We start from the raw sequence: 24,056 nt of genomic DNA, 5'->3' as shown, positions 1-24,056 counted from the left end.
CACCGCGGGCGACGAACGTTCGATGGAATCGCTGCGCGGCGCGCACACGCACTTGCACTCGCCAGCGCGCGTTCAGCGCACGTCAGGCGCCTGCTTCGCCGGGCCCGGCCTGGTCGGTCTGGTCGGCCATCAGGTACTGGATGACCAGCGTCGGATCGGCGATGTCGAGAATCAGGCGGCGCATCACGCGCTTGCGCATATGGTCGTCATCCAGCGTCCACGGCGCCGCCGCGTCGCCGAGGTAGCGGCCGATCGCGACGCGATGGTCGCCGTCCGGCGGCAGGCCGAGCCGCGCCGCGAGCAGGCCGGCGATCACGTCGTCGATCTCGACGTTCAGCGGCCGGGAATCGATCGAAAGTTCGAGCTTCATGGTCGGTCTCGCAAACATGAAAAAACGGCGCGGCGCGTCCCCACTGTCGCGCGCGCCGGCAAAAGCCGCTCCGGCCAGCGGCTGGTCGACCATCGCAGGCGGGCCTGCGACGCCGGTCAGTAGCCGAGTTCGGGCGCGGGAGCCGGCTCGACGCTGTCCTCTTTCGGCGCTTGCGCGACGGTCGCATCGGTCGTCAGCACCAGGCTCGCGATCGACGCGGCGTTCTGCAGCGCGGTACGCGTGACCTTGGTCGGATCGACCACGCCCGCGTCCACCAGATCGCCGTACTCGCCGGTCGCCGCGTTGTAGCCGAAGTTCCCGGTGCCTTCGAGCACCTTCGAGACCACGACCGACGGTTCGTCGCCCGCATTGGCCGCGATGACGCGCAGCGGCGCCTCCAGCGCGCGCAGCGCGATCCGGATGCCGGCGTCCTGGTCCGCATTCGCGCCCCGGAGGTCCGACAGCGCCGCGCGCGCGCGCAGCAGCGCGACGCCGCCGCCGGGCACGATGCCCTCCTCGACCGCGGCGCGCGTCGCATGCAGCGCATCGTCGACGCGATCCTTCTTCTCCTTCATTTCGACCTCGGTGACCGCGCCGACCTTGATCACCGCCACGCCGCCCGCGAGTTTCGCGACACGCTCCTGCAGCTTCTCGCGATCGTAGTCGCTCGTCGCTTCGTCGATCTGCGCGCGAATCGCCTTCACGCGCGCGTCGATGCGCGCCGCATCGCCCGCGCCGTCGATGATGATCGTATCGTCCTTGCGTATCTCGACACGCTTCGCACTGCCAAGATCCTCGAGCGTGGCCTTGTCGAGCTGCTTGCCGGTTTCCTCGGAGATGACCGTCGCGCCGGTCAGGATCGCGAGATCCTCGAGCATGGCCTTGCGTCGGTCGCCAAAGCCCGGCGCCTTGACGGCGGCGACCTTCAGGATGCCGCGCATCGAGTTCACCACGAGTGTCGCGAGCGCTTCGCCTTCGACGTCCTCGGCGACGATCAGCAACGGCTTGCCGGCCTTTGACGCCGCTTCGAGAATCGGCAGCAGGTCGCGGACACTGGAGATCTTCTTGTCGTGCAGCAAAATCAGCGCATCGTCGAGATAGGCCGCCTGCTTCGCCGGATCGTTGATGAAATACGGGCTCACGTAGCCGCGATCGAACTGCATGCCTTCGACCACGTCGAGTTCGTTCTCCAGCGACTTGCCGTCCTCCACGGTAATCACGCCATCCTTGCCCACTTTCTCCATCGCGTCGGCAATGATCTTGCCGATCGCCTCATCCGAGTTCGCGGAAATCGCGCCGACCTGCGCGATTTCCTTGTGGGTCGAAATCGGCCGGGACAGCTTGCGCAACTCGTCGAGCACCGCGCCGACGGCCTTGTCGATGCCGCGCTTCAGATCCATCGGATTCATGCCGGCCGCGACGTGCTTCATGCCTTCCTGCACGATCGCCTGCGCGAGCACGGTGGCGGTGGTCGTCCCGTCGCCGGCCACGTCGGCCGTCTTGGACGCGACCTGCTTGACGATCTGCGCGCCCATGTTCTCGAAGCGGTCCTTCAGCTCGATTTCCTTCGCGACCGACACGCCGTCCTTCGTGATCACAGGCGCGCCGAAGCCGCGTTCGATCACGACGTTGCGGCCCTTCGGGCCGAGCGTCACCTTCACCGCGTCGGCCAGCACGTTCACGCCCTTGACGATCTGCTGGCGGGCGCCGTCGCGGAATTTCACGTCTTTTGCAGTCATTTTCTTGCTCCGGATACAGTCGTTGAACGGGATGCCGCGCGCATCGGGCAGTCACCCGTGCGACGCGGTCGAATCGGCATTCAGGCCGCTTTCCTGGCGGCCGGCGATTCGGGTTCGAGTACGCCCATGACGTCCTCTTCGCGCATCACGAGCAGTTCCTCGCCGTTCACCTTCACGGTCTGGCCTGCATATTTGCCGAAAAGAACCTGGTCGCCGACCTGGAGCTGCAGCGGGCGCTGCGAGCCGTCCTGGAGCAGCCGGCCGCTGCCGACCGCAATCACTTCACCCTGCTCGGGCCGTTCGGCCGCCGAATCGGGAATCACGATGCCGGAGGCCGTCGTCCGCTGCTGTTCGATTCGCTTGACGATAACCCGGTCGTAGAGGGGACGAATCTGCATTTTCATCTCCTGAGCGATGAGATCACCTGGAAAAGGGAATCCGCCGACGCGTGCATGCGCAAGGGCTGCGCTGCGCCGGCGTGCCGTCGATTGGCGAAAAGCGAAATAGTGGCGCGGGAAGCGCGCTTCAAGGGGGTGAGAAAAGGACGTTTGTAACAAAATGTTTCGGCGCGGAAGCGCCTGTTTGATGATCGGCGGTTGTCTCGCGACACCCCCGTGACGAGCGACAACACGACGCCGACGGCCGCCGCACAGGCCACGCGAATCGTCACGGAGGCGGCGCTTGAAATCCGCGCTTCCCATCCTATTTTGGGTATCGCTCAAGCAGCCGCGGCTTACGCGCTGCGTGTTTCGATTTGTTTGTCAGCGAGGCCTCTCGCGGATCGACGAACTGGAGCGCGTGGTCCGGTTCGTCCTCCGTGCGAGGCTCAACCGGGAGCGAATCATGAACGATCCTTTCCTTCTCTTCGATCGGCTGCCGGGGGTCGGCCGCCGACCACGACGCGCCGCCCGCGTCGTCACGGGTCTGCCGGCCGGCCTGCGGACAGCGCGCAACGGTACGAGTCGCCTGGCGCCGATCGGCGCTCGCGTACGTGCTGCGCGCAAGCCATTCGCGTTGCGCGGCGCGGCCCAACCCGCCGCGATCGGCCAGCCGAAGCTGCCGCGCCGCCGGGTCGCCGCGCTTGGAAGCGTGCAGCACCCCATTTCGTTTTTCCGCGTGATGCCCGCTATTGGCAGTGCCGTGCGCGACGGGGGACGGCCATGCTGAGCCCGCACGAATTCGCGACGCTGATGCTGGTGTGCCAGGCGCCGGATCAGCTCGACATGAATCGCGCCGAACTCGATGCGTTGCTCGAACGGCAGCTCGTCATGCTCGAACATGGCGCCCCCGGCCGCCGACGCGCGTATCTGACGAAGAAAGGCCGATCGATTCTCCATGCGCTCGGGGGCGACATCGCTTCCCGCCGGAGCCATGGGGTGACAGCGAAGCGCGGCGGTCAAGGCGAAGCGCGCGTCGCACTATCGGATGAGGCCGGATGACGCGGCTCGGTCGCCGACTCGGCGACCGACGTGCAGGCGGTCGTGCCAGTTCGGCCTGCCTCAACGCATAGGTGATCTGTTCTTCGGTGAACTTGCTCTTCTCGATCACCCCAAGTGGCTTGCAAAAAGCGTTGGGCCGCACATGCCCGCACAGTCGACACCCTCGTGTCGCGATAAAACTGCACGCAACGTGCGGCTACCGCGCGCCAGGTTGTCGATCGTAGGGATCCGCCACGCCGTCTCCCGAACCGGGCGATCGTTTCGCAATATTCATCTAACCCGGTAATTGTATAAAATTCCAAAAAAATGTAATCAACATAATAAATCCCACATGCGTTTCTCGATCACTATTACAAAAACAGATGAGGTGCGATTCTTGACATTCACGAATCGCCCTCCTAGATTTAACCAAACATAAATTCTACTAAAGAGCCGGCGCGGATCGTTCCGGCTCGGCATTCGTTGCTTGACGGAAACGCTTCCTGATTTACAACGTGCACAGCAACCACCGCCTGCCTGCCTTCGTTCGTAACGGAGCGGCGTCATCGGAGGACGCTCTGCATATGGGTAATGACATGGCTCGTTTCGACTCGCCACGCCTTCCATTTCAATAATCGCACGAACGCAATTTTCGCTTTCATATTGATCGCGGTAATTCAATATCCGCTTTCGAAGGAAAATCTGTCGCATTGCGCTGCACCCTGCCGAATCGAATTCCACCTTCGACGCGGCGCTTCATTTTTTAAATGGCGAATCCATTTAGGCGAAAGTAAATGGAAGAAATACTGATTCAGGCGCACGAAAACGACGCGCAGGTAGAAACCGATACCCAAACCCACATGCACCAGCCCGGCCTGCTGCTTCGCGAAATTCACGCGCGCGTTCGGCTCGATGACGCCGTGCTCCAGCCGCGTGCCGCGCTCCTGTCGGTATCGACATAACCCACCGCCCCTATCCCCCGGAATACGGACATGGATGCCTTGAGTGCAATCGACGCGCCGGCCGACCTCAGGAAACTCGCGCGCGCACAATTGCCTGACCTCGCGACCCAACTGCGCGATTTCGTGCTGCACAGCGTCGCCGCCACCGGCGGGCATCCCGCGTCCAATCTCGGTTCCGTCGAACTGGCCATCGCGCTGCACTACGTATTCGATACGCCGCGCGATCGCATCGTCTGGGACGTCGGGCACCAGTCCTATCCGCACAAGATCCTGACCGGTCGGCGCGAGGCGATGAAGACACTGCGCCAAAGCGGCGGCATCTCCGGTTTTCCGCGCCGCAGCGAATCGCCGTACGACGCGTTCGGCACCGCACACTCCAGCACGTCGATCTCCGCCGTGCTCGGCATGGCGCATGCCGCCCGGATCAACGGCGAAGCGCGGCATTGCGTGGCGGTGATCGGCGACGGCGCATTGAGCGCCGGCATCGCCGAGCAGCACGCGATCACGTTCGCCGGCGGGCTGGCGGCCGACGGACTGAAACCCGTGGTAGCGATCTACTCGACGTTCCTGCAGCGCGGATACGACCAGTTGATCCACGACATCGCGATCCAGCGCCTGCCGGTCACGTTTGCGATCGATCGGGCAGGCATCGTCGGCGCGGACGGCGCGACCCACATGGGTGCGTTCGACATTGCGTTCCTGCGATGCATCCCGGATCTCGTTCTCATGGCGCCGGCGGACGAAAGCGAGTGCCGCCAGATGCTGCATACAGCGCTCGATCACGATGGCCCCGCGGCCGTGCGCTATCCGCGCGGCTGCGGCCCTGGCGTGCCGCCCGTTCAACAGATGCAGCCCATACCGATCGGCAAGGGCGCGGTGATACGTACCTCGTCACAGCCACCAGGCGCCCGCATCGCGATCCTGGCTTTCGGCTCCATGGTGGAGGCCGGCCTAAAAGCCGGCAAGCGGCTGGATGCCACGGTGGCGAACATGCGCTTCATCAGACCGCTGGATATTGATCTCGTGCGTACCCTCGCCGACCAGCACGACGTACTCGTCACGGTAGAGGAAGGTTGCGTCGCCGGTGGTGCGGGTTCCGCCTGCCTGGAAGTGCTGGCCGCGCAGCGTGTGCCGATTCCCGTATTGCAACTCGGCCTGCCGGACCAGTTCGTCGGACATGGCGACCCGGCCATGCTGCTTGCCGCCTGCGGCCTCGATGTCGACGGGCTGGTGCAATCCATCGATCGTTTTTTCAGTGAAGCCGCCGCCCCTTGTCGTTCGCCCCGAACGATGACGCACATGAGCCTGGCGTCCTAGCCCTGCCGCCCCCCCCCTGGCCCGCAACCTTTCTTTCCCACCGGGAGAAAAAGATGATTCCGCTCTCGAAAGCCCATGACATGATCCGGCAGTACAGCAAGACGTGGTATCTGCCCGTAGTCGGCCTGCCGCCCAGGCTGAACGAGGCGGCGTCGTGCGCCTACCTGTGCATGCGCGGCATCGATGAAATCGAGGATCACCCGACCATGGCCGCCGCGGACCGGGCTCGCCTGCTTCGGCGTGTCAGCGCCATTCTGCAAACCCACTTCTCGCCAGCGGATTTTCAGGCCGCATTCGAAGGCTATGAAGACGTTCTCCCACCGGTTTCGCTGCAACTGGGCCAATGGGTCACGCTCGCGCCGATCGACATCGCGCCTCGCGTACTCGACACGTTTTCCGTCATGGCAGAGCGAATGGCGGATTGGGTCGAATCGGATTTCGCGATCCGGACGGAGCAGGACTTGAACCGGTATACCTATGCAGTGGCCGGTACGCTGGTGCTGCTACTCAGCGATCTGTGGGGCTGGTTCAATCACACCGACACCAACCGTACCGACGCCATCGGATACGGCCGCGCGCTGCAGGCCGTCAACATCCTGATCGATCGTGACGAAGACACCGGGCGCGGGGTCGATTTCTGGCCACACGGCTGGGGCTTGCGCGAGATGCTCGGTTATGTCGGGCGAGAACTCGCACTGGCGCAGGCGTATCTGGACGCGCTGCCACCAGGCCCCGCGCGCAGCTTCTGCGAACAACCGCTGATCACTGCGCGGCACGCCGCGCTGAATCTGAAGCAAGCGATCGACGCCGGCAGCGAACCACGCGCTTACGCGGCAGCGGATGGACTCGCCGGTCGACCATGACGGCACCACGTTCCGCGTTTATCGCCATATCGCGCTTTCCCGGAGGCTTCAACATGCGCGTCATCCTTGCCGAACCTCGCGGCTTCTGCGCCGGAGTCGTACGCGCGATCGACATTGTCGATCGCACACTGGAAAAATACGGTGCTCCCGTCTACGTTCGGCACGAAATCGTCCACAACCGGCGAGTCGTGGACGGCCTCAGGCGCAAAGGCGCCGTCTTCGTCGAGTCCCTCGCCGACATTCCCGAACAGGCGGTGACCGTGTTCAGTGCGCATGGTGTCGGTCAAAAGGTGGAGGCCGAAGCGCGACAGCGTGGCTTGCATGTGCTCGACGCCACCTGCCCGCTCGTCGCCAAGGTCCACGTCCAGGCCCGGCGTTATGCGTCGCAAGGGAAGACCGTCGTGCTGATCGGGCATGCCGGACACCCCGAAGTTGTCGGCACACTAGACCAGGCCCCGGACGCGACGGTCCTGGTGGAAAGCAAGGCCGATGTAGCAGCCCTGCCGTTTGCCGCCGACGCGCCGCTGGCCTATATCACGCAGACCACACTCAGCGTGGACGACACGCGCGACATCATCGCCGCGCTCAGACAGCGATATCCCGGCATCGTCGGCCCCGATGTCCACGACATCTGCTATGCCACGCAGAACCGGCAAACGGCCGTACGCGAGCTTTGCCGCAGAGTCGAACTGATGCTGGTGATTGGCGCCCGCTACAGCTCGAACACCGTTCGACTGCACGAGATCGCGCTCGAGTCGGGCATCCCCAGCCACTTGATCGCCGATGCGAGCGAACTGGGGCGCCAGTGGTTCCAGGGCATCGGAACCGTCGGCGTCACTGCGGGTGCATCCGCACCCGAAACGTTGGTCGACGAGGTGATTGCGGTACTGCGAACGTACACGCCGCTGGAGATCGAAACCCTGTCCGGACGGCGTGAAACAGCGATCTTTCCGCTGCCGACCGAATTGCTGCCCGGCACCGCATCGGCGGTCACGCTGCATACCTGACGCGCAGCCCGGCGCAACCGTCGCATTCGGAGATGTCCCATGCGGAATCCGACCTACCCGATCTTGCCCCGACACAGCCCCGTAGTGGATGCGCGCAGCCCGCTGCCCTACCCGAACGGCTGGTTCGGCGCGTGCTTCAGCCGCGATCTCAAACCAGGCCGCGTACAGACCGTTCCGTTCATGGGGGGCGAACTTGTCGTCTACCGCACGCAGTCCGGCGCCGCCAAAGCCATCAGCCCGTATTGTCCGCATCTGGGCGCCCATCTCGGCCATGGCGGCAAGGTCGACGGCGAACATCTCGTCTGCCCATACCACGGGCTTTCCTTTGCGCCGGGCGGACAATACCAGCCGGATCGAGACAGCCCGCCCTTGCACGGCGGCCCCCGACTGACCGAATGGCCGCTGCGTGAAGTCAACGGCGTGGTATTCGTGTGGCACGACGCCGAACGCCGGGCGCCCACGTGGGATATACCGGAGCTCGACCTCCGGACGTTCTCCCGCGCGGACCGGAACACCTTCGACATTCCCGGATACGTGCAGGACATCGCCGAAAACGGCATCGACAGGTTGCATCTGGTGCGCGTTCACCAGTTTGCCGACGCGCAGGTCAGCGCCTTTCGCGCCGCCGGCCCCAGACTGACGTACGAGATCACGACGCACGCTTCCGGCCAGTGGCTGCATTTCCGGAACACGTACTGCGGCCTCGGATACATGATCGGCGAAATCGACGTGCCGACGCTGCGCGTGCAGTTGAAGGTGCTCAGTTGCCCGGTCCCGACCGCACCGCTCGAATGGCGCGCCCGGGTACTGAATTTCATTCACGTCGACGCGCTCGACCGGTGGCCGGGCCCGCTGCGACGCGGGCTGCAAGATACGCTGGTGCTGGCGCTAAGGGTGTGGTTCCGATACCAGATCGGCAACGACATCAAGATCTGGAATCACCGCCGCTACAACCACGAAGCGAGGCTGGTGCCAGGCGACGGACCCATCATGGCGTTTCGACGCTGGGCGGCCCAGTTCTACCCGACCCATGAATCCGTCGCCGATAGCCGTCGAGGCCTCGGGCGCGTGAACGAAACCTGAACGGGAGAGACGAGATGAACTGTCCGGCCATGCCTATCCAGCATCGTTGTGTCACGGTCGAAAAGCGCAGCGTCCAACCGTATCCGAGGGGCTGGTTTGCGGTGTGTTACAGCCACGACGTCAAGTCGGGGACGGTACGGACCTTCCCGCTCGCCGACGGTGAAATCGTGCTGTACCGGACTCGATCCGGCGTGCTCAACGCAATCAATTCGTATTGTCCGCATTTCGGTGCGCACCTCGGCCACGGCGGCAAAGTGAAGGGCGAAAACCTCGTCTGCCCCTTTCACGGTTATGCGTTCGGGCCCGATGGCGCGTGCCTGCGCCCGAAAAACGAACCCCCATCGCCGGGCCTGCGGTTGAGCAAATGGTATTTGCGTGAAACCGGTGGAATGGCGTGGGTCTGGTACGACTTCGATGGCAATCCACCGATGTGGGAGATCCCGGCCTTCGACAGCATGGAATTCTCGCGCGCCGTGTACCGCTGTACGGTCATCGCAGGACATATGCAGGATTCGGCCGAAAACGGCGCCGACATGGGCCATATGGCGCACGTTCATCACTTCCGCGCGCCCGTCATGCCGGAGGTGAAGATCGATGGCCCCATTATGGTTGCCTACACGAAGACGATGTACGAGAACCGGTGGCCGTTCAACTTCCGCGCCAGTTGGTATGGCATTGGCTATCTGATCGGTGAACTCGAATTTCCCGGCATCGGACTGGAAATCCGGACGCTTGGCGCTTTCACCCAGATCGGGCCGGCCAAATGGACGCTCAGATGGAGTCATGTCGCCCGCATCGCTGCATTCGATGCCCTCCCACGCCTGCTTCGCCTGCTGCTCAACACCCTCGTCGTCAGACTCTATGAACCGTGGTTTCACATGCAGAACATGCGCGACAAGCGCATCTGGGACTACAAGACTCACCGGCCCCACCCTGCCACCACGCCCATGGATCGCTCCGTCCTCGAATATCGGAAATGGGCGGCGCAGTTTTATCCGCCGGAAATGGAGACGGTCGACAGCGTGACGACGAACAGGCCCGGCGTCCCGCGCATCGAACCCGCCCGCATGACATCCCGGAGTGCCGCCCATGAATGATCCGCGCCAGCTCACCCCAGTGCCGGACACCCTGGTGATTCCCGAGCGCTATTGCCCGCTGCTGCAGGACGTCAATCCCATGCGCGCGCGACTCGACGCGAGTATCGAAGCCTGGGTCCAAAAATTCGGGTTGGTACGGACGGAGCGCGAGTGGACCTTGTTCCATGCGGCGCAAACGGGCTTGCTGACATCCCTGTGCTATCCGCGCATGCCGTTCGAGACGCTGGAACCCGCGGGCCATCTATGCACATGGATCCTGCAATTCGACGAGTCCGGCTTCGAAGGCCCGGCCAGCCAAGGCAATTTCTCGCAAACGACGGCCAACCTCGCCCGCTTCCAAAAAATCGCCGATGCGCCACAGCAGCCCCTCGACGTTCAGGAACCGTATTGGGTGGCGTTGCAGGACATCCTGCTTCGGCTGCACAAGATCGCCACTGGCGAGCAACTCTACCGATTCGACATGGGTATCCTGCGCTGGCTGCACGGCAACGGGTGCGAACTCGGCTACCGCGTCAAGGGAACCATGCCCACGCTGCAAGATTTCCTGGTGATCCGCGGCAACACGGCCGGGTCGAGCCTGTTCGCGTCGATGATCGACATGGGCAGCGACCGACCGATTTCGAGCGCACATTGGGGCAGCCCCGCGCTGCGCGAGCTGAACCTGCTCGGCGATTTTCTGTACGGAATCGACAACGACATCGCGAGCTACTTGCGCGATGCGCAATCGCCCCGGCAACTGCGCTGGAACGTCGTGGATGTGCTGGCTCACGAATACGGTATATCCGCGGAACACGCGATCCAACGTGCCTGCGACATGCACCGCGAAAAGATGCAGCAGACGGCCGATCTCTGCAGCAGCTTGCGCCATCATTCGGACACCGGCGTCCGGGAATTCGCCACCGACTTCGAATACATGATGTCGGGGCCGTGGAAGTGGTATCAGATGATCAACCGATATCGGGTGGTCGATGAGTTCTGATTGACAGCCTCGAAGCAGAGGTCGGCACCGACGCGGAATCGGAAAACTGTCACGACATCACGGACCTGCGTGCCGCGCAATAAAATCATCACCGCACGTCGTATCGCGAACGTCGGTGTCAATTCCCCTGCGGCGCCGACAGTGGCGGTCACGCGTTGTGCGAAATCCGAATTTGAGCCGACAATCGTGCCGTCGTGACAACTCAGGCGCGGGCCGCCATCGAGGCTCCATGACTGCCCGGACGGGGGCAGGACAAGGAGGCGTTCGTCCCACACCACGGGTTGAGGACCTGCCACGACGATTCGCGCCGCGTCAGGACGTGCCGGATTCACCCGCACGTTGAACTCTGCCCGGACGACGACGGAAGGGATGACCCGGCGCGCTGTCCTCGATTCGGTCAGCCATGCATCGGCGAACTGCCGTGCTACCTGCAGTGCCGCCGCATCCCATTCTCTCGGCAACGTTTCTGCCGCTGCCTGGCACACACCGACAAAAGCTGCCTCAGGCGACACAGGCCTCCTTCATGCCCAGCACGTCGAAGGACAGCTCGGAATGGACGCCCTGTCCGATTCGACCGGCAAGCCAAAGTCCGGATTCGCCACGCGGCTCGACGAACACTCAAAAGACAATAAAAACCGCGCCGCGAACAGATGCTCGGCCCACATCGGCGGCTCACCCGCTCGATGGCCCGTAGCCAGCCGGCGCTTCGGCACGTTCCAGCGCACCTCGACGGCACATCCCAATCATCACGATTCATTTAACTTTCCGTGAGGACTTCGACACCGGCTGCCGCCTACGATGGGCGCATGTTTTCAGGACCTGCTTCCAGGAGCCCATCATGCCCACCCGCAGACATCTGCTGTTCGCCGGCGCCACCGGCCTCGCCGCGCTCGCGGCGCTGTCGTCCGCCGGCCGCCGCGCGCTGGTCGGCCGCGCGTTCGCCGCGCCGCCGGCCGGCTCGCCGAAGGCCGTCCCGTTCGAAATCACGCTCAGCGACGCCGAATGGCATCGTCGGCTCACGCCCGCCCAATACACGGTCCTGCGCGAAGCCGGCACCGAGCGGCCGTTCACCAGCCCGCTGAACGACGAGCACCGGCACGGCACGTTCGCGTGCGCCGGCTGCGACCTCGCGCTGTTCTCGTCGGCCACCAAGTTCGACAGCCATACGGGCTGGCCGAGCTTCTGGAAACCGCTCGATCACGCGGTGGGCACCGACACCGATGCGTCGTTCGGGATGGTCCGCACCGAGGTGCACTGCCGCCGCTGCGGCGGCCATCTCGGCCACGTGTTCGACGACGGCCCCGCGCCGACCGGCCTGCGCTACTGCATGAACGGCCTCGCGCTCGCGTTCCACCCGGCTGCCGCCTGATCCGGCCCCACTCCCATCCGACTGGAGAACGCATCATGCTCCTCATCGTTCTTGCCTATCTCGGCGGCGTGCTCACGATCCTGAGCCCGTGCATCCTGCCCGTGCTGCCGTTCGTGTTCGCGCGCGCCGACCAGCCGTTCGTGCGCACCGGCCTGCCGCTGCTCGCCGGCATGGCGCTCACGTTCGCCGTCGTCGCGACGCTTGCCGCCGTCGGCGGCGGCTGGGTCGCGCAGGCCAACCAGGCCGGCCGCTGGATCGCGATCGTGCTGCTCGCCGTGTTCGGCCTGACGCTGCTGATGCCGCGTTTCGCGGAACACCTGACGCGCCCGCTCGTCGCCGCCGGCAACCGGCTCACCGGGTTCGCGCAACGCGACGGCCGCCCGGCCGGCCCTGCGTCGTCGCTGCTGCTCGGCGTCGCGACGGGCCTGCTGTGGGCGCCGTGCGCGGGCCCGATCCTCGGCCTCGTGCTGACCGGCGCCGCGCTGCGCGGCGCGAGCGTCGGCACGACGCTGCTGCTCGTCGCGTATGCGGCCGGCGCGGCGACGTCGCTCGGCGTCGCGCTCGTGATCGGCGGCAAGGTGTTCGCCGCGATGAAGCGCTCGCTCGGCGCCGGCGAATGGATCCGGCGCGGGATCGGCGCGGCGCTCCTGGCCGGCGTCGGCGCGATCGCGCTCGGCCTCGATACCGGCGCCCTCGCGCAACTGTCGACGGTCACCACGGGCGGGCTCGAAACGAAGCTCGTCGACCGCCTCGGCGGCCGCTCGAACGGCGCGCAGGCGGCAGCGGCCGCGAGCGCCGCTACCGACAACGCGACGGGCGGCGCGATGATGGCCGCCGCAGTGGATGGCGCGCAGGCCGGCGGTGGTGCGATGGCCGGCAGCGCAATGATGCGTGCGGCCGGCGCCACCGCGGCCGCGCTGCCGGTCGAAGGCACGCTGCCGTCGCTCGACGGCGCGGTGCAGTGGCTGAACTCGCCGCCGCTGACGGCGGCCGGGCTGCGCGGCAAGGTCGTGCTGGTCGATTTCTGGACGTATTCGTGCATCAACTGCCTGCGCACGCTGCCGTACACGGCTGCGTGGGCGCGCAAATACGCGCCGTACGGGCTGGTCGTGATCGGCGTGCACGCGCCGGAGTTCGCATTCGAGCGCGACATCGGCAATGTGAAGAAGGCCGTTCACGACCTCGGCATCGACTACCCGGTCGCGATCGACAACGGCTATTCGATCTGGCGCGCGTTCAACAACGAATACTGGCCCGCGCACTACTTCATCGATGCGCAAGGGCGGATCCGCCATCACCACTTCGGCGAAGGCGAATACGCGCAATCGGAACGCGCGATCCAGTCGCTGCTCGCCGAAGCCGGCCACCCGGACGCGCTGAACGTGCCGCTCGGGCTCGCCGGCGCACCAGCGAAGGGCGCGCTCGCGGCGGCCGACAGCGCGGACGTCCGTTCACCCGAAACGTATGTCGGCTATGCGCGTGCGGAAAGCTTCGCGTCGCCGGGCGGTGCCGTGCGCGATGCCGCACACCGTTACGACGCGCCGGCCCGGCCGGCGCTCAACGACTGGGGCCTCGCGGGCACGTGGAACGTCGGCGCCGAGCGCGCGTCGCTCGCCGCGCCGGATGGCCGGATCGTCTACCGCTTCCATGCACGCGACCTGCACCTGGTGCTCGGCCCGGGCACGAACGGCCAACCCGTGCGCTTTCGCGTGACGCTCGACGGCGCGGCGCCCGCCGCCGCGCATGGCACGGACGTCGACGCGCAGGGCTACGGCACCGTCACCGGCCAGCGCCTGTACCAGCTCGTCCGCCAGCCCGGCGCAATCGCCGACCGCACGTTCGCGATCGAGTTTCTCGATCCCGGGGTCGATGCGTATGCATTCACTTTCGGCTGATCGCACGCCGCCGCCATCCCGGCGCCGCCTTTCCCAACGCATTCCGAAGGAGCAAAAGATGAACCCGATCCCTACCCGCGATGCCGCCGCACGCCGGCGCGCGACCATGCTGCGCCGCATCGGCGCCATCGCCGTCGCGGCGGCCGCCGTGTTCGGCTACCAGCGCATCGTCAATTCGGCGGAGCCGATGCGCACCGTGCCCGCGCCGACGCTCGACGAAACGCCCGGCGCGTCGCACGACGAGACGGCCGTGTTCGCCGGCGGCTGCTTCTGGGGCGTGCAGGGCGTGTTCGAGCACGTGAAGGGCGTGAAGCAGGTAACCGCAGGCTACGCGGGCGGCGCATCCGAAACCGCGCACTACGCGCTCGTCGGCTCGGGGCTGACCGGGCACGCGGAATCGGTGCGCATCGTCTACGACCCGACCCAGGTCACGTACGGCCGGCTGCTGCAGGTGTTCTTCTCGGTCGCGCACGACCCGACCGAGCTGAACCGGCAGGGCCCCGACGAAGGCTCGCAGTACCGGTCCGCGATCTTCCCGACCACGGCGCAGCAACGCACGGTCGCCACCGCGTACATCGCGCAGCTCGGCGGCGCGCATGTGTTTCCGGCGCCCGTGGTCACGCGTGTCGAAGCCTACAAGGGCTTCTATCCGGCCGAGGCCTATCATCAGAACTACCTCGAACTGCACCCCGACGCGCCGTATATCGCGTTCAACGACCTGCCGAAGGTCGCCGGGCTGAAGCAGCACTTCCCGGCGCTGTACCGTGCCGACCCGGTGCTGTGGCGCGAAGCCCGCTTATGAGTCATTGATGAGTCGTTTATAAGCCGCTTGTGACCGTCCGCTCGCTGCATGACGGGGCGGCCGCCCGCCGCCCAGCAGAGCCGCGGGCACACCGCACCAGCGGCTCCCGTTTGCGCCGGATCAACGAACCGGCGGACGCGATGCCGGGGCAAACCCGCATCGCATCCGCCGCGATCGGCAACTTCGCGTAGACTCTCCTGATTCCCGCCGCTTCTTGCGGCGCTCGACATTCAGTCCAGCCAGGAGGCGTCACGCATGCGCGCAGTGCCTTTGCCTGACAGCAACACCCTTGAAGAACCGTCCACCGGCGCGGTCGTGCGCGACCTGCGCCGCGTGCCCATTCACCCGGATCACTGGTACCCGCTCGCGTGGTCGCGCGAGCTCAAGCGCGGCAAGACGCTCGGCGTGCGCTTCGCCGGCGATCCGATCGTGCTCGTGCGCACCGAATCGGGCGCCGTGTATGCGCTCGAAGATCGTTGCGCGCACCGCCAGGTGCCGCTGCACGCGGGCGTCGTGAGCGGCGAAACGCTGCGCTGCTGCTATCACGGCTGGACCTACGCGTGCGACAGCGGCCGCTGCGTCGACGTGCCCTACCTCGGCCGCGAGCGCTTGCCCAACGGCGTGCGCGCGTATCCGTGCCGCGAGGCCCACGGGCTGATCTTCGTGTTTCCGGGCGACGCCACGCTCGCCGACGAACGGCCGTTCCCCGCGCTCGAATCGGCCGACAACCCCGCGTACAAGACGCGCCGCTTCGGCCGCGAGGTCAAGTGCCACTACTCGTTCATGCACGAGAACCTGATGGACATGAACCATCAGTTCCTGCATCGCAAGCAGATGGGGCAGATGCGCGCGCGCTCGGTGGGCCGCCGCCGCGGCGACGACTGGGTCGAGGTCGACTACACGTTCGCGCGGATGGAAGGCAAGCAGCCGGTCGGCGAGGCGCTCGTGTTCGGCGCGAGCAAGAAGCCGGCCGACCAGTCCGACAAGAGCGTGATGACGGTGCGCACCGGCTACCCGTACCAGACGCTGCAGATCCGTTCGAGCGAAGGCACGCTCGTGATGGACCTGTGGATCGTCTACGTGCCGCTCGACGCCGAGCAGCGCACCAACCGCACGTTCGGGCTGCTGTCGATCCACAAGCCCGGCATCCCGTTCGCACTCGATCTCGCGTGGCCGCTGCTCGTGTGGTTCACCGAGCGCATCTTCCGCGAGGATCGCTGGATCGTCGAGCGCGAGCAGGAAGCGCACGACGCCCAAGGCGCCGACTGGAACCACGAGGTGTTTCCGGTCATCAACGAGCTGCGCGACCTGCTGCGTCAGTGCGGCGCACGCACCGTGATCCCGATCCGCGACGCGCGCGACAGCGCGTGACGTGACGCATGCGGCTCGCCGCGGTGCGCGCCGTTACAGCGTGAACGCGCCCGGCAGCAATGCGCGGGCCGTCGTGATCTCGACGGCCCCTTTCAGGTTCGCCAGGATCACCTCGATGTCGGGCTTGCCGATCTCGATGATCACCTGACGACACGCGCCGCACGGCGCGATCGGGCCGTCCGTGTCGCCGACGACCGCGAGCCGCGCGAAATCCCCCGGCCGATAGCCGGCGGCGATCGCCGCGAACAGCGCCGTGCGTTCCGCGCAATTGCACAGTCCGTACGACGCGTTCTCGACGTTGCAGCCGTGGAACACCGTGCCGTCGCGCGCCAGCAGCGCCGCGCCGACCTTGAAGCGCGAATACGGCGCATACGCGCGCTCGCGCGCGGCCTTCGCCTGTTCGATCAGTTCGTCTCGTTCCATCGTGGTGATGCCTCCGCGAGCAGGGTCAGCCGATCTGCTGGTAAAGGGTCGGCGGCGCCTCGCCGGTCTCGCCGAGCACGTAGCTGCGGCGCACTGCGTCCACCGCGCGGGCCGCGGCCGCTTCGTCGCGGGCATGCACGAAGCCGAGCGGCTCGCCGGCCTCGATGCGCTGCCCGATCTCGGCGAGCGCCGACAGGCCGACGCTGACGTCGATCGCGTCCTCCGCACGCGTGCGGCCGCCGCCGAGCGCGACCACGGCCAGCCCGAGCGCGCGGCAATCGATGCGCTGCACCACGCCGCTCGCGGGTGCCGCCACCGGCACGATCGTCGCCGCGCGCGCCAAATGCCGCGCGGGCGCGTCGATCAGATCGGTCGGGCCGCCGAGCGCGACGACCATCCGCGCGAAACGCTCGGCCGCCGCGCCGGAATCAAGCGCCTGCTGCAGCTTCTCGCGTGCGTGGGCGATATCGGGCGCGAGCCCACCGGTCACGAGCAATTCGGCCGACAGCGCCATCGTCACGTCGTGCAGGCGCGAGGGACGCGACTTGCCCGTCAGGTAGTCGATCGCGCACGCCACTTCGAGCGCATTGCCCGCGCACGGCGCGAGCGACTGGTTCATGTCGGTGAGGATCGCGGTCGTCTTCATGCCGGCGCCGTTGCCGACGTCGACGATGCTGCGCGCCAGTTCCGCCGATTTCTCCGCGGTCGGCATGAATGCGCCGGAGCCGACCTTGACGTCCATCACGAGCCCGTCGAGCCCCGCCGCGAGTTTCTTCGACAGGATCGACGCGGTGATCATCGCGACCGATTCGACGGTCGCCGTCACGTCGCGGATCGCATAGATGCGCTTGTCGGCCGGCGCGAGCCGCGCGGTCTGCCCGATGATCGCGACGCCGACCTCGCGCACCGTGCGGCGAAACGCGTCCGTCTCGGGCATCACGTCGTAACCGGGAATCGCGCTGAGCTTGTCGAGCGTGCCGCCTGTGTGGCCGAGCCCGCGCCCCGAGATCATGGGCACGTAGCCACCGCACGCGGCCACCATCGGCCCGAGCATCAGCGACACGACATCGCCGACGCCGCCCGTCGAATGCTTGTCGATCACCGGCCCGCCGAGATCGAGCGCGCGCCAGTCGAGCACGTCGCCCGAATCGCGCTGCGCGAGCGTGAGCGCGACGCGTTCGTCCGTGCTCAGGTCGTTGAAATACACGGCCATCGCGAACGCGGCCACCTGGCCCTCGGTCACGCTGCCGTCGGTCACGCCGCGCACGAACGCGGCCATCCCGTCGCGATCGAGCGGCTGCCCGTCGCGCTTCCTGCGAATGAATTCCTGCGGTAGAAACATCGTTGCCTCGCTTCGATCGGTCGGAGTCGACTGCACGGTTCAATGCAGCGAGAAAAACAGGCCGGCAATCGCCGCGCTCATCAGGTTCGACAGCGTCGCGGCCGTCAGCGCGCGCAAACCGAGCCGCGCGACGTCCGACCGGCGCTCGGGCGCGACCGCGCTGAAGCCGCCCGCGAGAATCGCGATCGACGAGAAATTCGCGAAGCCGCACAGCGCGAACGACACGATCGCAAGCGTCTTCGGATCGAGCACCGGCAGGCCGGCCGCCGCCGCGTGCGCACCGCCCCTCAGGTATGGCGACAGGTCGCCGTACGCGACGAATTCGTTGAAGATCAGCTTCTCGCCGATGAAGTTGCCGGCCAGCGCCGCATCATGCCATGGCACGCCGATGATCCACGCGAGCGGCGCGAACAGGTGGCCGATGATACCGACCAGCGTGACCTGCGGAAAGCCCGCGAACGCGGCCGCGCCGCCGACGATCAGGTTCATCAGCGCGATGAGGCCCACGAACGCAATCAGCATCGCGCCGACGTTGATCGCAATGCGCAGGCCGACCGACGCACCGGATGCGGCCGCCTCGATCACGTTGGCGGCGCGCTTGTCGTCGAAATCGAGGCCGTCGACCACCACGCGGCTCGGCTCGACGGTCGGAAACAACAGCTTGCCGAACAGCAGCCCGCCCGGCACCGCCATGAACGACGCGGCGAGCAGGTACTCCATCTTCACGCCGAGGCCCGCATAGCCGACCAGCACCGATCCCGCGACCGACGCCATTCCGCTCGCCATCACCGTGAAGATCTCGGCGCTCGTCATGTTGCGCACGAACGGCTTCACGAGCGCGGGCATCTCGCTCTGCCCGAGGAAGATCGTCGCGACGGCCGAGCACGCCTCGATGCGGCTCACCCCGAGCAACCTTGCCAACCCCGCGCCGAGAATCGCGACGATCCACTTCATCACGCCGATGTAGTACAGCACCGAGATCAGCGCGGTGACGAAGATGATCATCGGCAGCACGCGCAGCCCGAACACGAACCCGCCATCGCCGAACAACTGGAACATCCGCGCGTCGACGAGCCCGCCGAACACGAACGCGATGCCGTGATTGCCCATGTCGAGCACGCGATTGACGCCGTTCGCGGCCGCGGCCAGCGCCGCGCGGCCGGACGGCACGAACAGCACCAGCGCGCCGATCGCGAACTGCGTGAGCAGCGCGGCGATCATGGTCCGCGCGCTGACCGCGCGGCGGTTGTTCGACAACAGATACGCGACCAGCAACAGAAACAGCATACCGAGGAGACTGCGCAGAATATCCACCTTGTGCTCCTTTCTCACTATTTGAACTGTCCGGCGGGCGGCCCGTGCCCGCGACCCGCGTGATCGGGTGGGTGGATGTTACTCGCTCGATACGCACGCCGGCAACGTCGCCAAAATCGCCGCGATCAATGGCATCGATCGTTTCCGTTTTCGTCTTCGTCAACTTGATCAGTTGTTCTATCTACGCGGCCAAAACACGCGCGGGGCGCGCCGTCGGAACGGACACGCCCCGCACGATACGCGTCGTTCAACCCGCGCGCTCGACCGGATGCGGCTCGCGCAGCCGGTTCGCGATCCGCGCGGCCTCGTAATACCCGGCCGCCGGCGGACGCTTCAGGTAACGGCCCGCGCCGCGCACCGCGCGCAATTCGCCGTCGGCCCACGCGAGTGCGCCGCGCGTGAGCGTGTGCGTCGCGACGCCCTGCACCGTCATCCCCTCGAACACGTTGAAGTCGACCTGCTGATGATGCGTCTTCACCGAGATCGTCTTCGTCGCGGCCGGGTCCCACACGACGAGATCGGCATCGGCGCCGACCTGCACCGCGCCCTTGCGCGGATACAGGTTGAATATCTGCGCGGCATTGGTCGACGTAATCCGCACGAACTCGTTCGGCGTGATGCGGCCGTGGTTCACGCCGTGATGCCACAGCACCGACATGCGATCCTCGACGCCGCCGCAACCGTTCGGGATCTTCGTGAAATCCTCGCGGCCCATCGCCTTCTGCGATGCGCAGAACACGCAGTGATCGGTCGCCGTCGTATGCAGCTGTCCCGACTGCAGCCCGCGCCACAGCGCCTCGCGATGCTCGGCCGAGCGAAACGGCGGGCTCATCACGTGGGCCGCCGCGCGCGTCCAGTCCGGATCGCGATAGACGGCCTCGTCGATCACGAGGTGGCCCGGCAGCACTTCGCCGAACACGCGCAGCCCTTCGCTGCGCGCGCGCGTGATCACGTCCACCGCGTCCTTCGCCGACACGTGCACGATATACACGGGCACGCCGAGCACCTGCGCGATGCGGATCGCGCGGTTCGCGGCCTCGCCTTCCACCTCCGGCGGCCGCGACAGCGGATGCGCCTCCGGCCCCGTGATCCCGCGCGCGAGCAGCGCCTTTTGCAGCTGGAACACGAGCTCGCCGTTCTCTGCGTGCACGGTCGGCAGCGCGCCGAGTTCGAGCGAACGCGTGAAGCTGTTCACGAGGACTTCGTCGTCGGCCATGATCGCGTTCTTGTACGCCATGAAGTGCTTGAAGCTCGAGACGCCATGCTCGCGCACGAGCGTGCCCATGTCGCGGTGCACGCTGTCGTCCCACCACGTCACGGCCACGTGGAAACCGTAATCGGAAGCCGCCTTCTCGGCCCAGCCGCGCCATTCGCGGAATGCTTCCATCAGCGGCTGCTTCGGGCTCGGAATCACGAAATCGATGATGCTCGTCGTGCCGCCCGACAACCCGGCAGCGGTGCCCGAATAGAAATCGTCGCTCGCGGTCGTGCCCATGAACGGCAGTTCCATGTGCGTATGCGGATCGATGCCGCCCGGCATCACGTACTGGTCGTGCGCGTCGACGACGGTTGCGCCGGCCGGCGCGTCGATCTGCTCCGCAATCTGCAGGATCGTGCCGCCGTCCTGCGGATCCGCGCAGAGCACGTCCGCGCGATAGGAGCGGTCCGCATCGACCACGGTGCCGCCACGAATCAGGATTGCCATTTCGTTGCCTCCTCGTTGACTGTCGGTGTGCCGCATGCCGCGCGCGAGTCGCATCCGGCCCGCGCGTCATGCGCTCGCGATCTGCGCGCGCGGTCCGGCGCGCCACTTCATCCAGGTGCCGTACACGCCCGACGCCAGCACGAGGCCGACGAACCACGCGTATGTGTAAAGCGTGTTGAAGAACGCCGGCACGTTCGGAAACGACGCCGGAAACGCCGTATGCAGGAAGCCCGGCAAATTCGGCAGCACGCCGACCGCGAGCGCGACCAGCGCGGCCGGGTTCCAGCCGCGCGCGTAGCTGAAGTCGCCGCGCTCGTCGAACAGCGCCCGCGTGTCGAGCTGCGTGCCGCGAATCAGGAAGTAGTCGACCATCAGGATGCCCGCGACCGGCCCGAGCAGCGCCGAATAACCGACGAGCCAGGTGAAGATATAGCCGTCCGTCGTCGCGAGGATCTTCCACGGCATCATCACGATCGCGATCGTCGCGGTGATCATCCCGCCCGCGCGGTACGAGATCGCCTTCGGCCACAGGCTCGAAAAATCGTAGGCAGGCCCGACGAGATTCGCGGCGAGGTTGCAGCACATCGTATCGAGCGTGAGGATCACGAGCGCGATGCCCACGCCGATGCCGGTCATCCGGCTCGTCAGGTCGATCGGATCCCAGATCGCGTTGCCGTAGATCACGACGGTCGCCGACGTGACGACGACCGACACCACCGACAGCAGCGCCATCGGCAGCGGCAGCCCGATCGACTGGCCGATCACCTGGTCGCGCTGCGAATGCGCGAAGCGCGTGAAGTCGGGAATATTCAGCGCGAGCGTCGCCCAGAAGCCGACCATCGCGGTCAGGCCGGGCCAGAAGGTCGCCCAGAAGAGCCCGGCCTTCTTGCCGCCCGCCGCGAACTGCGACGGCGCCGACAGCATCGAGCCGAACCCGCCCGCCTTCGACGTCGCCCACCAGACGAGCGCCACGCACATCACGACCTTGATCGGCGCGGACCAGCTTTCGAGCCAGCGGATCGAATCGGTGCCGTGCCAGATGAAGTACAGCTGCAGCACCCAGAACACGAGAAAGCACGCGAGCTGCCCGAACGAGATGCCGACGAGCGGCAGCGCCGCGCCGTGCAGCGCGTTGCCGGTCAGGATGTTCAGCAGCGTGTAGATCGCGCTGCCGCCGAGCCAGGTCTGGATGCCATACCAGCCGCAGGCGACGATCGCGCGCAGCAGCGCCGGCAGCTTCGCGCCCTGCGTGCCGAACGACGCGCGCACGAGCACCGCGTACGGAATCCCGTACTTCGCGCCCGCATGGCCGATCAGCAGCATCGGCACGAGCACGATCAGGTTGCCGAGCAGCACCGTCATCACCGCCTGCCACGGCGACATGCCTTCCTGGATCAGCCCGGCCGCGAGCATGTACGACGCGATGTTCATCACCATCCCGACCCACAGCGCCGCGAAGTGGTACCACTTCCACGTGCGCTGCGCCGGCGTCGTCGGCGCGAGGTCGTCGTTGTACAGGCTGCCGCCGTGCGCCGCGGCGCTATCGGGATCGGCGGGAATCGCTGCGTGATTCATCGAACACACTCCACGAAAACGTCAACGCCGGCATCGTGCGATGCCGGCCCGGGTGGAACGAAAGGCGGCGGTGCAGGATGCCCCGCATCGCCGGACGCCGGTCAGGCAGCCTTCTTCGCGTGCTTCTCGGGTGCCGCGGCGCCTGCACTCGCCCCCGCCTCGGCGCTCGCCGGATTGTTCGGATGCGTGGTCCAGTTCGCGTAGTCGCCCGCGTCGACGCGCTCCATCGTGATGCATTGCTCGACCGGACACACATGCATGCAAAGATTGCACCCGACGCACTCCGAATCGATCACTTCGAAATGCCGCACGCCATCCTTCGTCGCCGTGATCGCCTGATGCGACGTGTCCTCGCACGCGATATGGCACAGCCCGCACTGGATGCAGCGGTCCTGGTCGATGCGCGCCTTGATGTCGTACTTCAGGTTCAGGTATTTCCAGTCGGTCACGTTCGGCACCGCGCGGCCGCGAATGTCGTCGAGCGTCGCGTAGCCCTTCTCGTCCATCCAGTTCGACAGGCCGTCGGCGAGATCCGACACGATCCGGAACCCGTAATGCATCGCGGCGGTGCACACCTGCACGCTACCGGCGCCGAGCACCATGAACTCGGCCGCGTCGCGCCATGACGAGATGCCGCCGATGCCCGAGATCGGCAGGTTCGGCGTTTCCGGATCGCGTGCGATCTCCGCGACCATGTTCAGCGCGATCGGCTTGACCGCCGGCCCGCAATAGCCGCCGTGCGTGCCCTTGCCGTCGACGGTCGGCATCGGCGCCATCTGGTCGAGATCGACCGCGACGATCGAGTTGATCGTGTTGATCAGCGACACGCCGTCCGCGCCGCCCTTGTATGCGGCGCGCGAGCCCATCCGGATATCGCTGATGTTCGGCGTGAGCTTCACGAGGCACGGCAGCTTCGTGCCTTCCTTCACCCAGCGCGTGACCATCTCGACGTATTCGGGCACCTGCCCGACCGCCGCGCCCATCCCGCGCTCGCTCATCCCGTGCGGGCAGCCGAAGTTGAGTTCGACCGCGTCGGCGCCGGTATCCTCGACGAGCGGCAGAATCCATTTCCAGTCGCGCTCGTTGCACGGCACCATCAGCGACACGATCAACGCACGGTCCGGCCAGTCGCGCTTCACCTGCGCGATCTCTCTCAGGTTCACGTCGAGCGGACGGTCGGTGATCAGCTCGATGTTGTTCAGCCCCGCGATGCGCTGACCGTTCCACTGCACCGCGCCGTAGCGCGAACTGACGTTGACGACGTGCGGATCGAGCCCGAGCGTCTTCCAGACGACACCGCCCCAGCCCGCCTCGAACGCGCGATTGACGTTGTAGGCCTTGTCGGTCGGCGGCGCGGACGCGAGCCAGAAAGGATTCGGCGAAGTAATGCCTGCGATGGTGCAGCGAAGATCGGCCATGTTCGGC

General features: G+C 66.2%; 24 protein-coding genes. 13 read left to right on the top strand and 11 right to left on the bottom strand.

Features of this window, described 5'->3' with window-relative positions:
- Positions 1–82 precede the first annotated feature (82 nt).
- The 4 genes from CFB81_RS30070 to CFB81_RS36325 all read right to left on the bottom strand — a co-directional run bounded on the left by CFB81_RS30070 (position 83) and on the right by CFB81_RS36325 (position 3,207).
- Positions 83–370, bottom strand: a complete 288-nt coding sequence (locus tag CFB81_RS30070) for a hypothetical protein (protein ID WP_179236123.1) — start codon at positions 368–370, stop codon at positions 83–85.
- A gap of 116 nt (positions 371–486) precedes the next feature.
- Positions 487–2,109, bottom strand: coding sequence for a chaperonin GroEL (groL, locus tag CFB81_RS30065; RefSeq protein ID WP_089437592.1), 1,623 nt, complete (start codon positions 2,107–2,109; stop codon positions 487–489).
- Between the two features lie 80 nt (positions 2,110–2,189).
- The gene (groES, locus tag CFB81_RS30060) at positions 2,190–2,507 is read right to left on the bottom strand and encodes a co-chaperone GroES (RefSeq protein ID WP_006482399.1); all 318 of its coding nucleotides are present in this window, start codon (positions 2,505–2,507) and stop codon (positions 2,190–2,192) included.
- 304 nt (positions 2,508–2,811) lie between these two features.
- Entirely contained in the window at positions 2,812–3,207 is a 396-nt protein-coding gene (locus tag CFB81_RS36325; RefSeq protein WP_179236121.1) for a hypothetical protein, read from the bottom strand.
- A gap of 62 nt (positions 3,208–3,269) precedes the next feature.
- Here CFB81_RS36325 and CFB81_RS30050 point away from each other — a divergent pair, with 62 nt between their 5' ends.
- The 8 genes from CFB81_RS30050 (at position 3,270) to CFB81_RS30020 (ending at position 10,835) form a co-directional block, all read left to right on the top strand.
- A complete protein-coding gene (locus CFB81_RS30050; protein WP_089437591.1) occupies positions 3,270–3,548 on the top strand; it encodes a hypothetical protein in 279 nt (92 codons plus the stop codon).
- A 773-nt stretch (positions 3,549–4,321) separates the two neighbouring features.
- Entirely contained in the window at positions 4,322–4,489 is a 168-nt protein-coding gene (locus CFB81_RS36320) for a hypothetical protein (RefSeq protein WP_176730156.1), read from the top strand.
- Between the two features lie 30 nt (positions 4,490–4,519).
- Entirely contained in the window at positions 4,520–5,806 is a 1,287-nt protein-coding gene (locus CFB81_RS30045) for a 1-deoxy-D-xylulose-5-phosphate synthase (RefSeq protein WP_089437590.1), read from the top strand.
- 53 nt (positions 5,807–5,859) lie between these two features.
- A complete protein-coding gene (locus CFB81_RS30040; RefSeq protein WP_089437589.1) occupies positions 5,860–6,669 on the top strand; it encodes a squalene/phytoene synthase family protein in 810 nt (269 codons plus the stop codon).
- 53 nt (positions 6,670–6,722) lie between these two features.
- Positions 6,723–7,676 (top strand): 4-hydroxy-3-methylbut-2-enyl diphosphate reductase, encoded by a 954-nt coding sequence (gene ispH / locus CFB81_RS30035; RefSeq protein ID WP_089437588.1) that lies wholly within the window; start codon positions 6,723–6,725, stop codon positions 7,674–7,676.
- 39 nt (positions 7,677–7,715) lie between these two features.
- Complete coding sequence (locus tag CFB81_RS30030) at positions 7,716–8,759, top strand: Rieske 2Fe-2S domain-containing protein (RefSeq protein ID WP_089437587.1); 1,044 nt, start codon at positions 7,716–7,718, stop codon at positions 8,757–8,759.
- Positions 8,760–8,773: 14 nt separating this feature from the next.
- Positions 8,774–9,856, top strand: coding sequence for a Rieske 2Fe-2S domain-containing protein (locus CFB81_RS30025; RefSeq protein ID WP_089437586.1), 1,083 nt, complete (start codon positions 8,774–8,776; stop codon positions 9,854–9,856).
- Positions 9,849–10,835, top strand: a complete 987-nt coding sequence (locus CFB81_RS30020) for a terpene synthase family protein (protein ID WP_089449589.1) — start codon at positions 9,849–9,851, stop codon at positions 10,833–10,835. Before CFB81_RS30025 ends, CFB81_RS30020 begins: the two co-directional genes overlap by 8 nt.
- Here the strand turns inward: CFB81_RS30020 and CFB81_RS36725 are convergent.
- On the bottom strand, positions 10,796–11,347 hold the full coding sequence (locus tag CFB81_RS36725) for an RES family NAD+ phosphorylase (protein ID WP_256976380.1): 552 nt from the start codon (positions 11,345–11,347) through the stop codon (positions 10,796–10,798). The two genes, CFB81_RS30020 and CFB81_RS36725, sit on opposite strands and share 40 nt — an antisense overlap.
- A 40-nt stretch (positions 11,348–11,387) precedes the next feature.
- Here CFB81_RS36725 and CFB81_RS35855 point away from each other — a divergent pair, with 40 nt between their 5' ends.
- The 5 genes from CFB81_RS35855 (at position 11,388) to CFB81_RS29995 (ending at position 16,272) form a co-directional block, all read left to right on the top strand.
- Entirely contained in the window at positions 11,388–11,606 is a 219-nt protein-coding gene (locus CFB81_RS35855) for a hypothetical protein (RefSeq protein ID WP_143328651.1), read from the top strand.
- Between the two features lie 67 nt (positions 11,607–11,673).
- Positions 11,674–12,204 carry a peptide-methionine (R)-S-oxide reductase MsrB gene (msrB, locus tag CFB81_RS30010; protein WP_089437584.1) on the top strand — a complete coding sequence of 177 codons (531 nt, stop codon included), beginning with the start codon at positions 11,674–11,676 and terminating at the stop codon, positions 12,202–12,204.
- Between the two features lie 35 nt (positions 12,205–12,239).
- Positions 12,240–14,099, top strand: coding sequence for a cytochrome c biogenesis protein DipZ (locus CFB81_RS30005; protein ID WP_089437583.1), 1,860 nt, complete (start codon positions 12,240–12,242; stop codon positions 14,097–14,099).
- Between the two features lie 58 nt (positions 14,100–14,157).
- Entirely contained in the window at positions 14,158–14,901 is a 744-nt protein-coding gene (gene msrA / locus CFB81_RS30000; protein WP_069620586.1) for a peptide-methionine (S)-S-oxide reductase MsrA, read from the top strand.
- A 255-nt stretch (positions 14,902–15,156) separates the two neighbouring features.
- Entirely contained in the window at positions 15,157–16,272 is a 1,116-nt protein-coding gene (locus CFB81_RS29995; protein WP_050016159.1) for an aromatic ring-hydroxylating dioxygenase subunit alpha, read from the top strand.
- 33 nt (positions 16,273–16,305) lie between these two features.
- On the opposite strand, the gene CFB81_RS29990 is transcribed toward CFB81_RS29995, so the two are convergent.
- The 6 genes from CFB81_RS29990 to preA all read right to left on the bottom strand — a co-directional run bounded on the left by CFB81_RS29990 (position 16,306) and on the right by preA (position 24,049).
- On the bottom strand, positions 16,306–16,695 hold the full coding sequence (locus CFB81_RS29990) for a cytidine deaminase (RefSeq protein WP_069620585.1): 390 nt from the start codon (positions 16,693–16,695) through the stop codon (positions 16,306–16,308).
- Positions 16,696–16,720: 25 nt separating this feature from the next.
- Positions 16,721–18,037, bottom strand: coding sequence for a thymidine phosphorylase (deoA, locus tag CFB81_RS29985; RefSeq protein ID WP_089437582.1), 1,317 nt, complete (start codon positions 18,035–18,037; stop codon positions 16,721–16,723).
- Between the two features lie 39 nt (positions 18,038–18,076).
- Entirely contained in the window at positions 18,077–19,351 is a 1,275-nt protein-coding gene (locus CFB81_RS29980; protein WP_089437581.1) for a NupC/NupG family nucleoside CNT transporter, read from the bottom strand.
- A 247-nt stretch (positions 19,352–19,598) separates the two neighbouring features.
- Positions 19,599–21,056, bottom strand: coding sequence for a dihydropyrimidinase (hydA, locus tag CFB81_RS29975; protein WP_069620582.1), 1,458 nt, complete (start codon positions 21,054–21,056; stop codon positions 19,599–19,601).
- A gap of 66 nt (positions 21,057–21,122) precedes the next feature.
- On the bottom strand, positions 21,123–22,631 hold the full coding sequence (locus tag CFB81_RS29970; RefSeq protein ID WP_089437580.1) for an NCS1 family nucleobase:cation symporter-1: 1,509 nt from the start codon (positions 22,629–22,631) through the stop codon (positions 21,123–21,125).
- A gap of 101 nt (positions 22,632–22,732) precedes the next feature.
- Complete coding sequence (preA, locus tag CFB81_RS29965) at positions 22,733–24,049, bottom strand: NAD-dependent dihydropyrimidine dehydrogenase subunit PreA (RefSeq protein WP_069620580.1); 1,317 nt, start codon at positions 24,047–24,049, stop codon at positions 22,733–22,735.
- Positions 24,050–24,056 lie beyond the last annotated feature (7 nt).

The sequence above is a fragment of the Burkholderia sp. AU28863 genome, from assembly GCF_002223195.1.
Taxonomy (GTDB): Bacteria; Pseudomonadota; Gammaproteobacteria; order Burkholderiales; family Burkholderiaceae; genus Burkholderia; species Burkholderia sola.
Note: the sequence above shows the minus strand (reverse complement) of the source record. Positions and strands in the feature narration are given on the sequence as shown.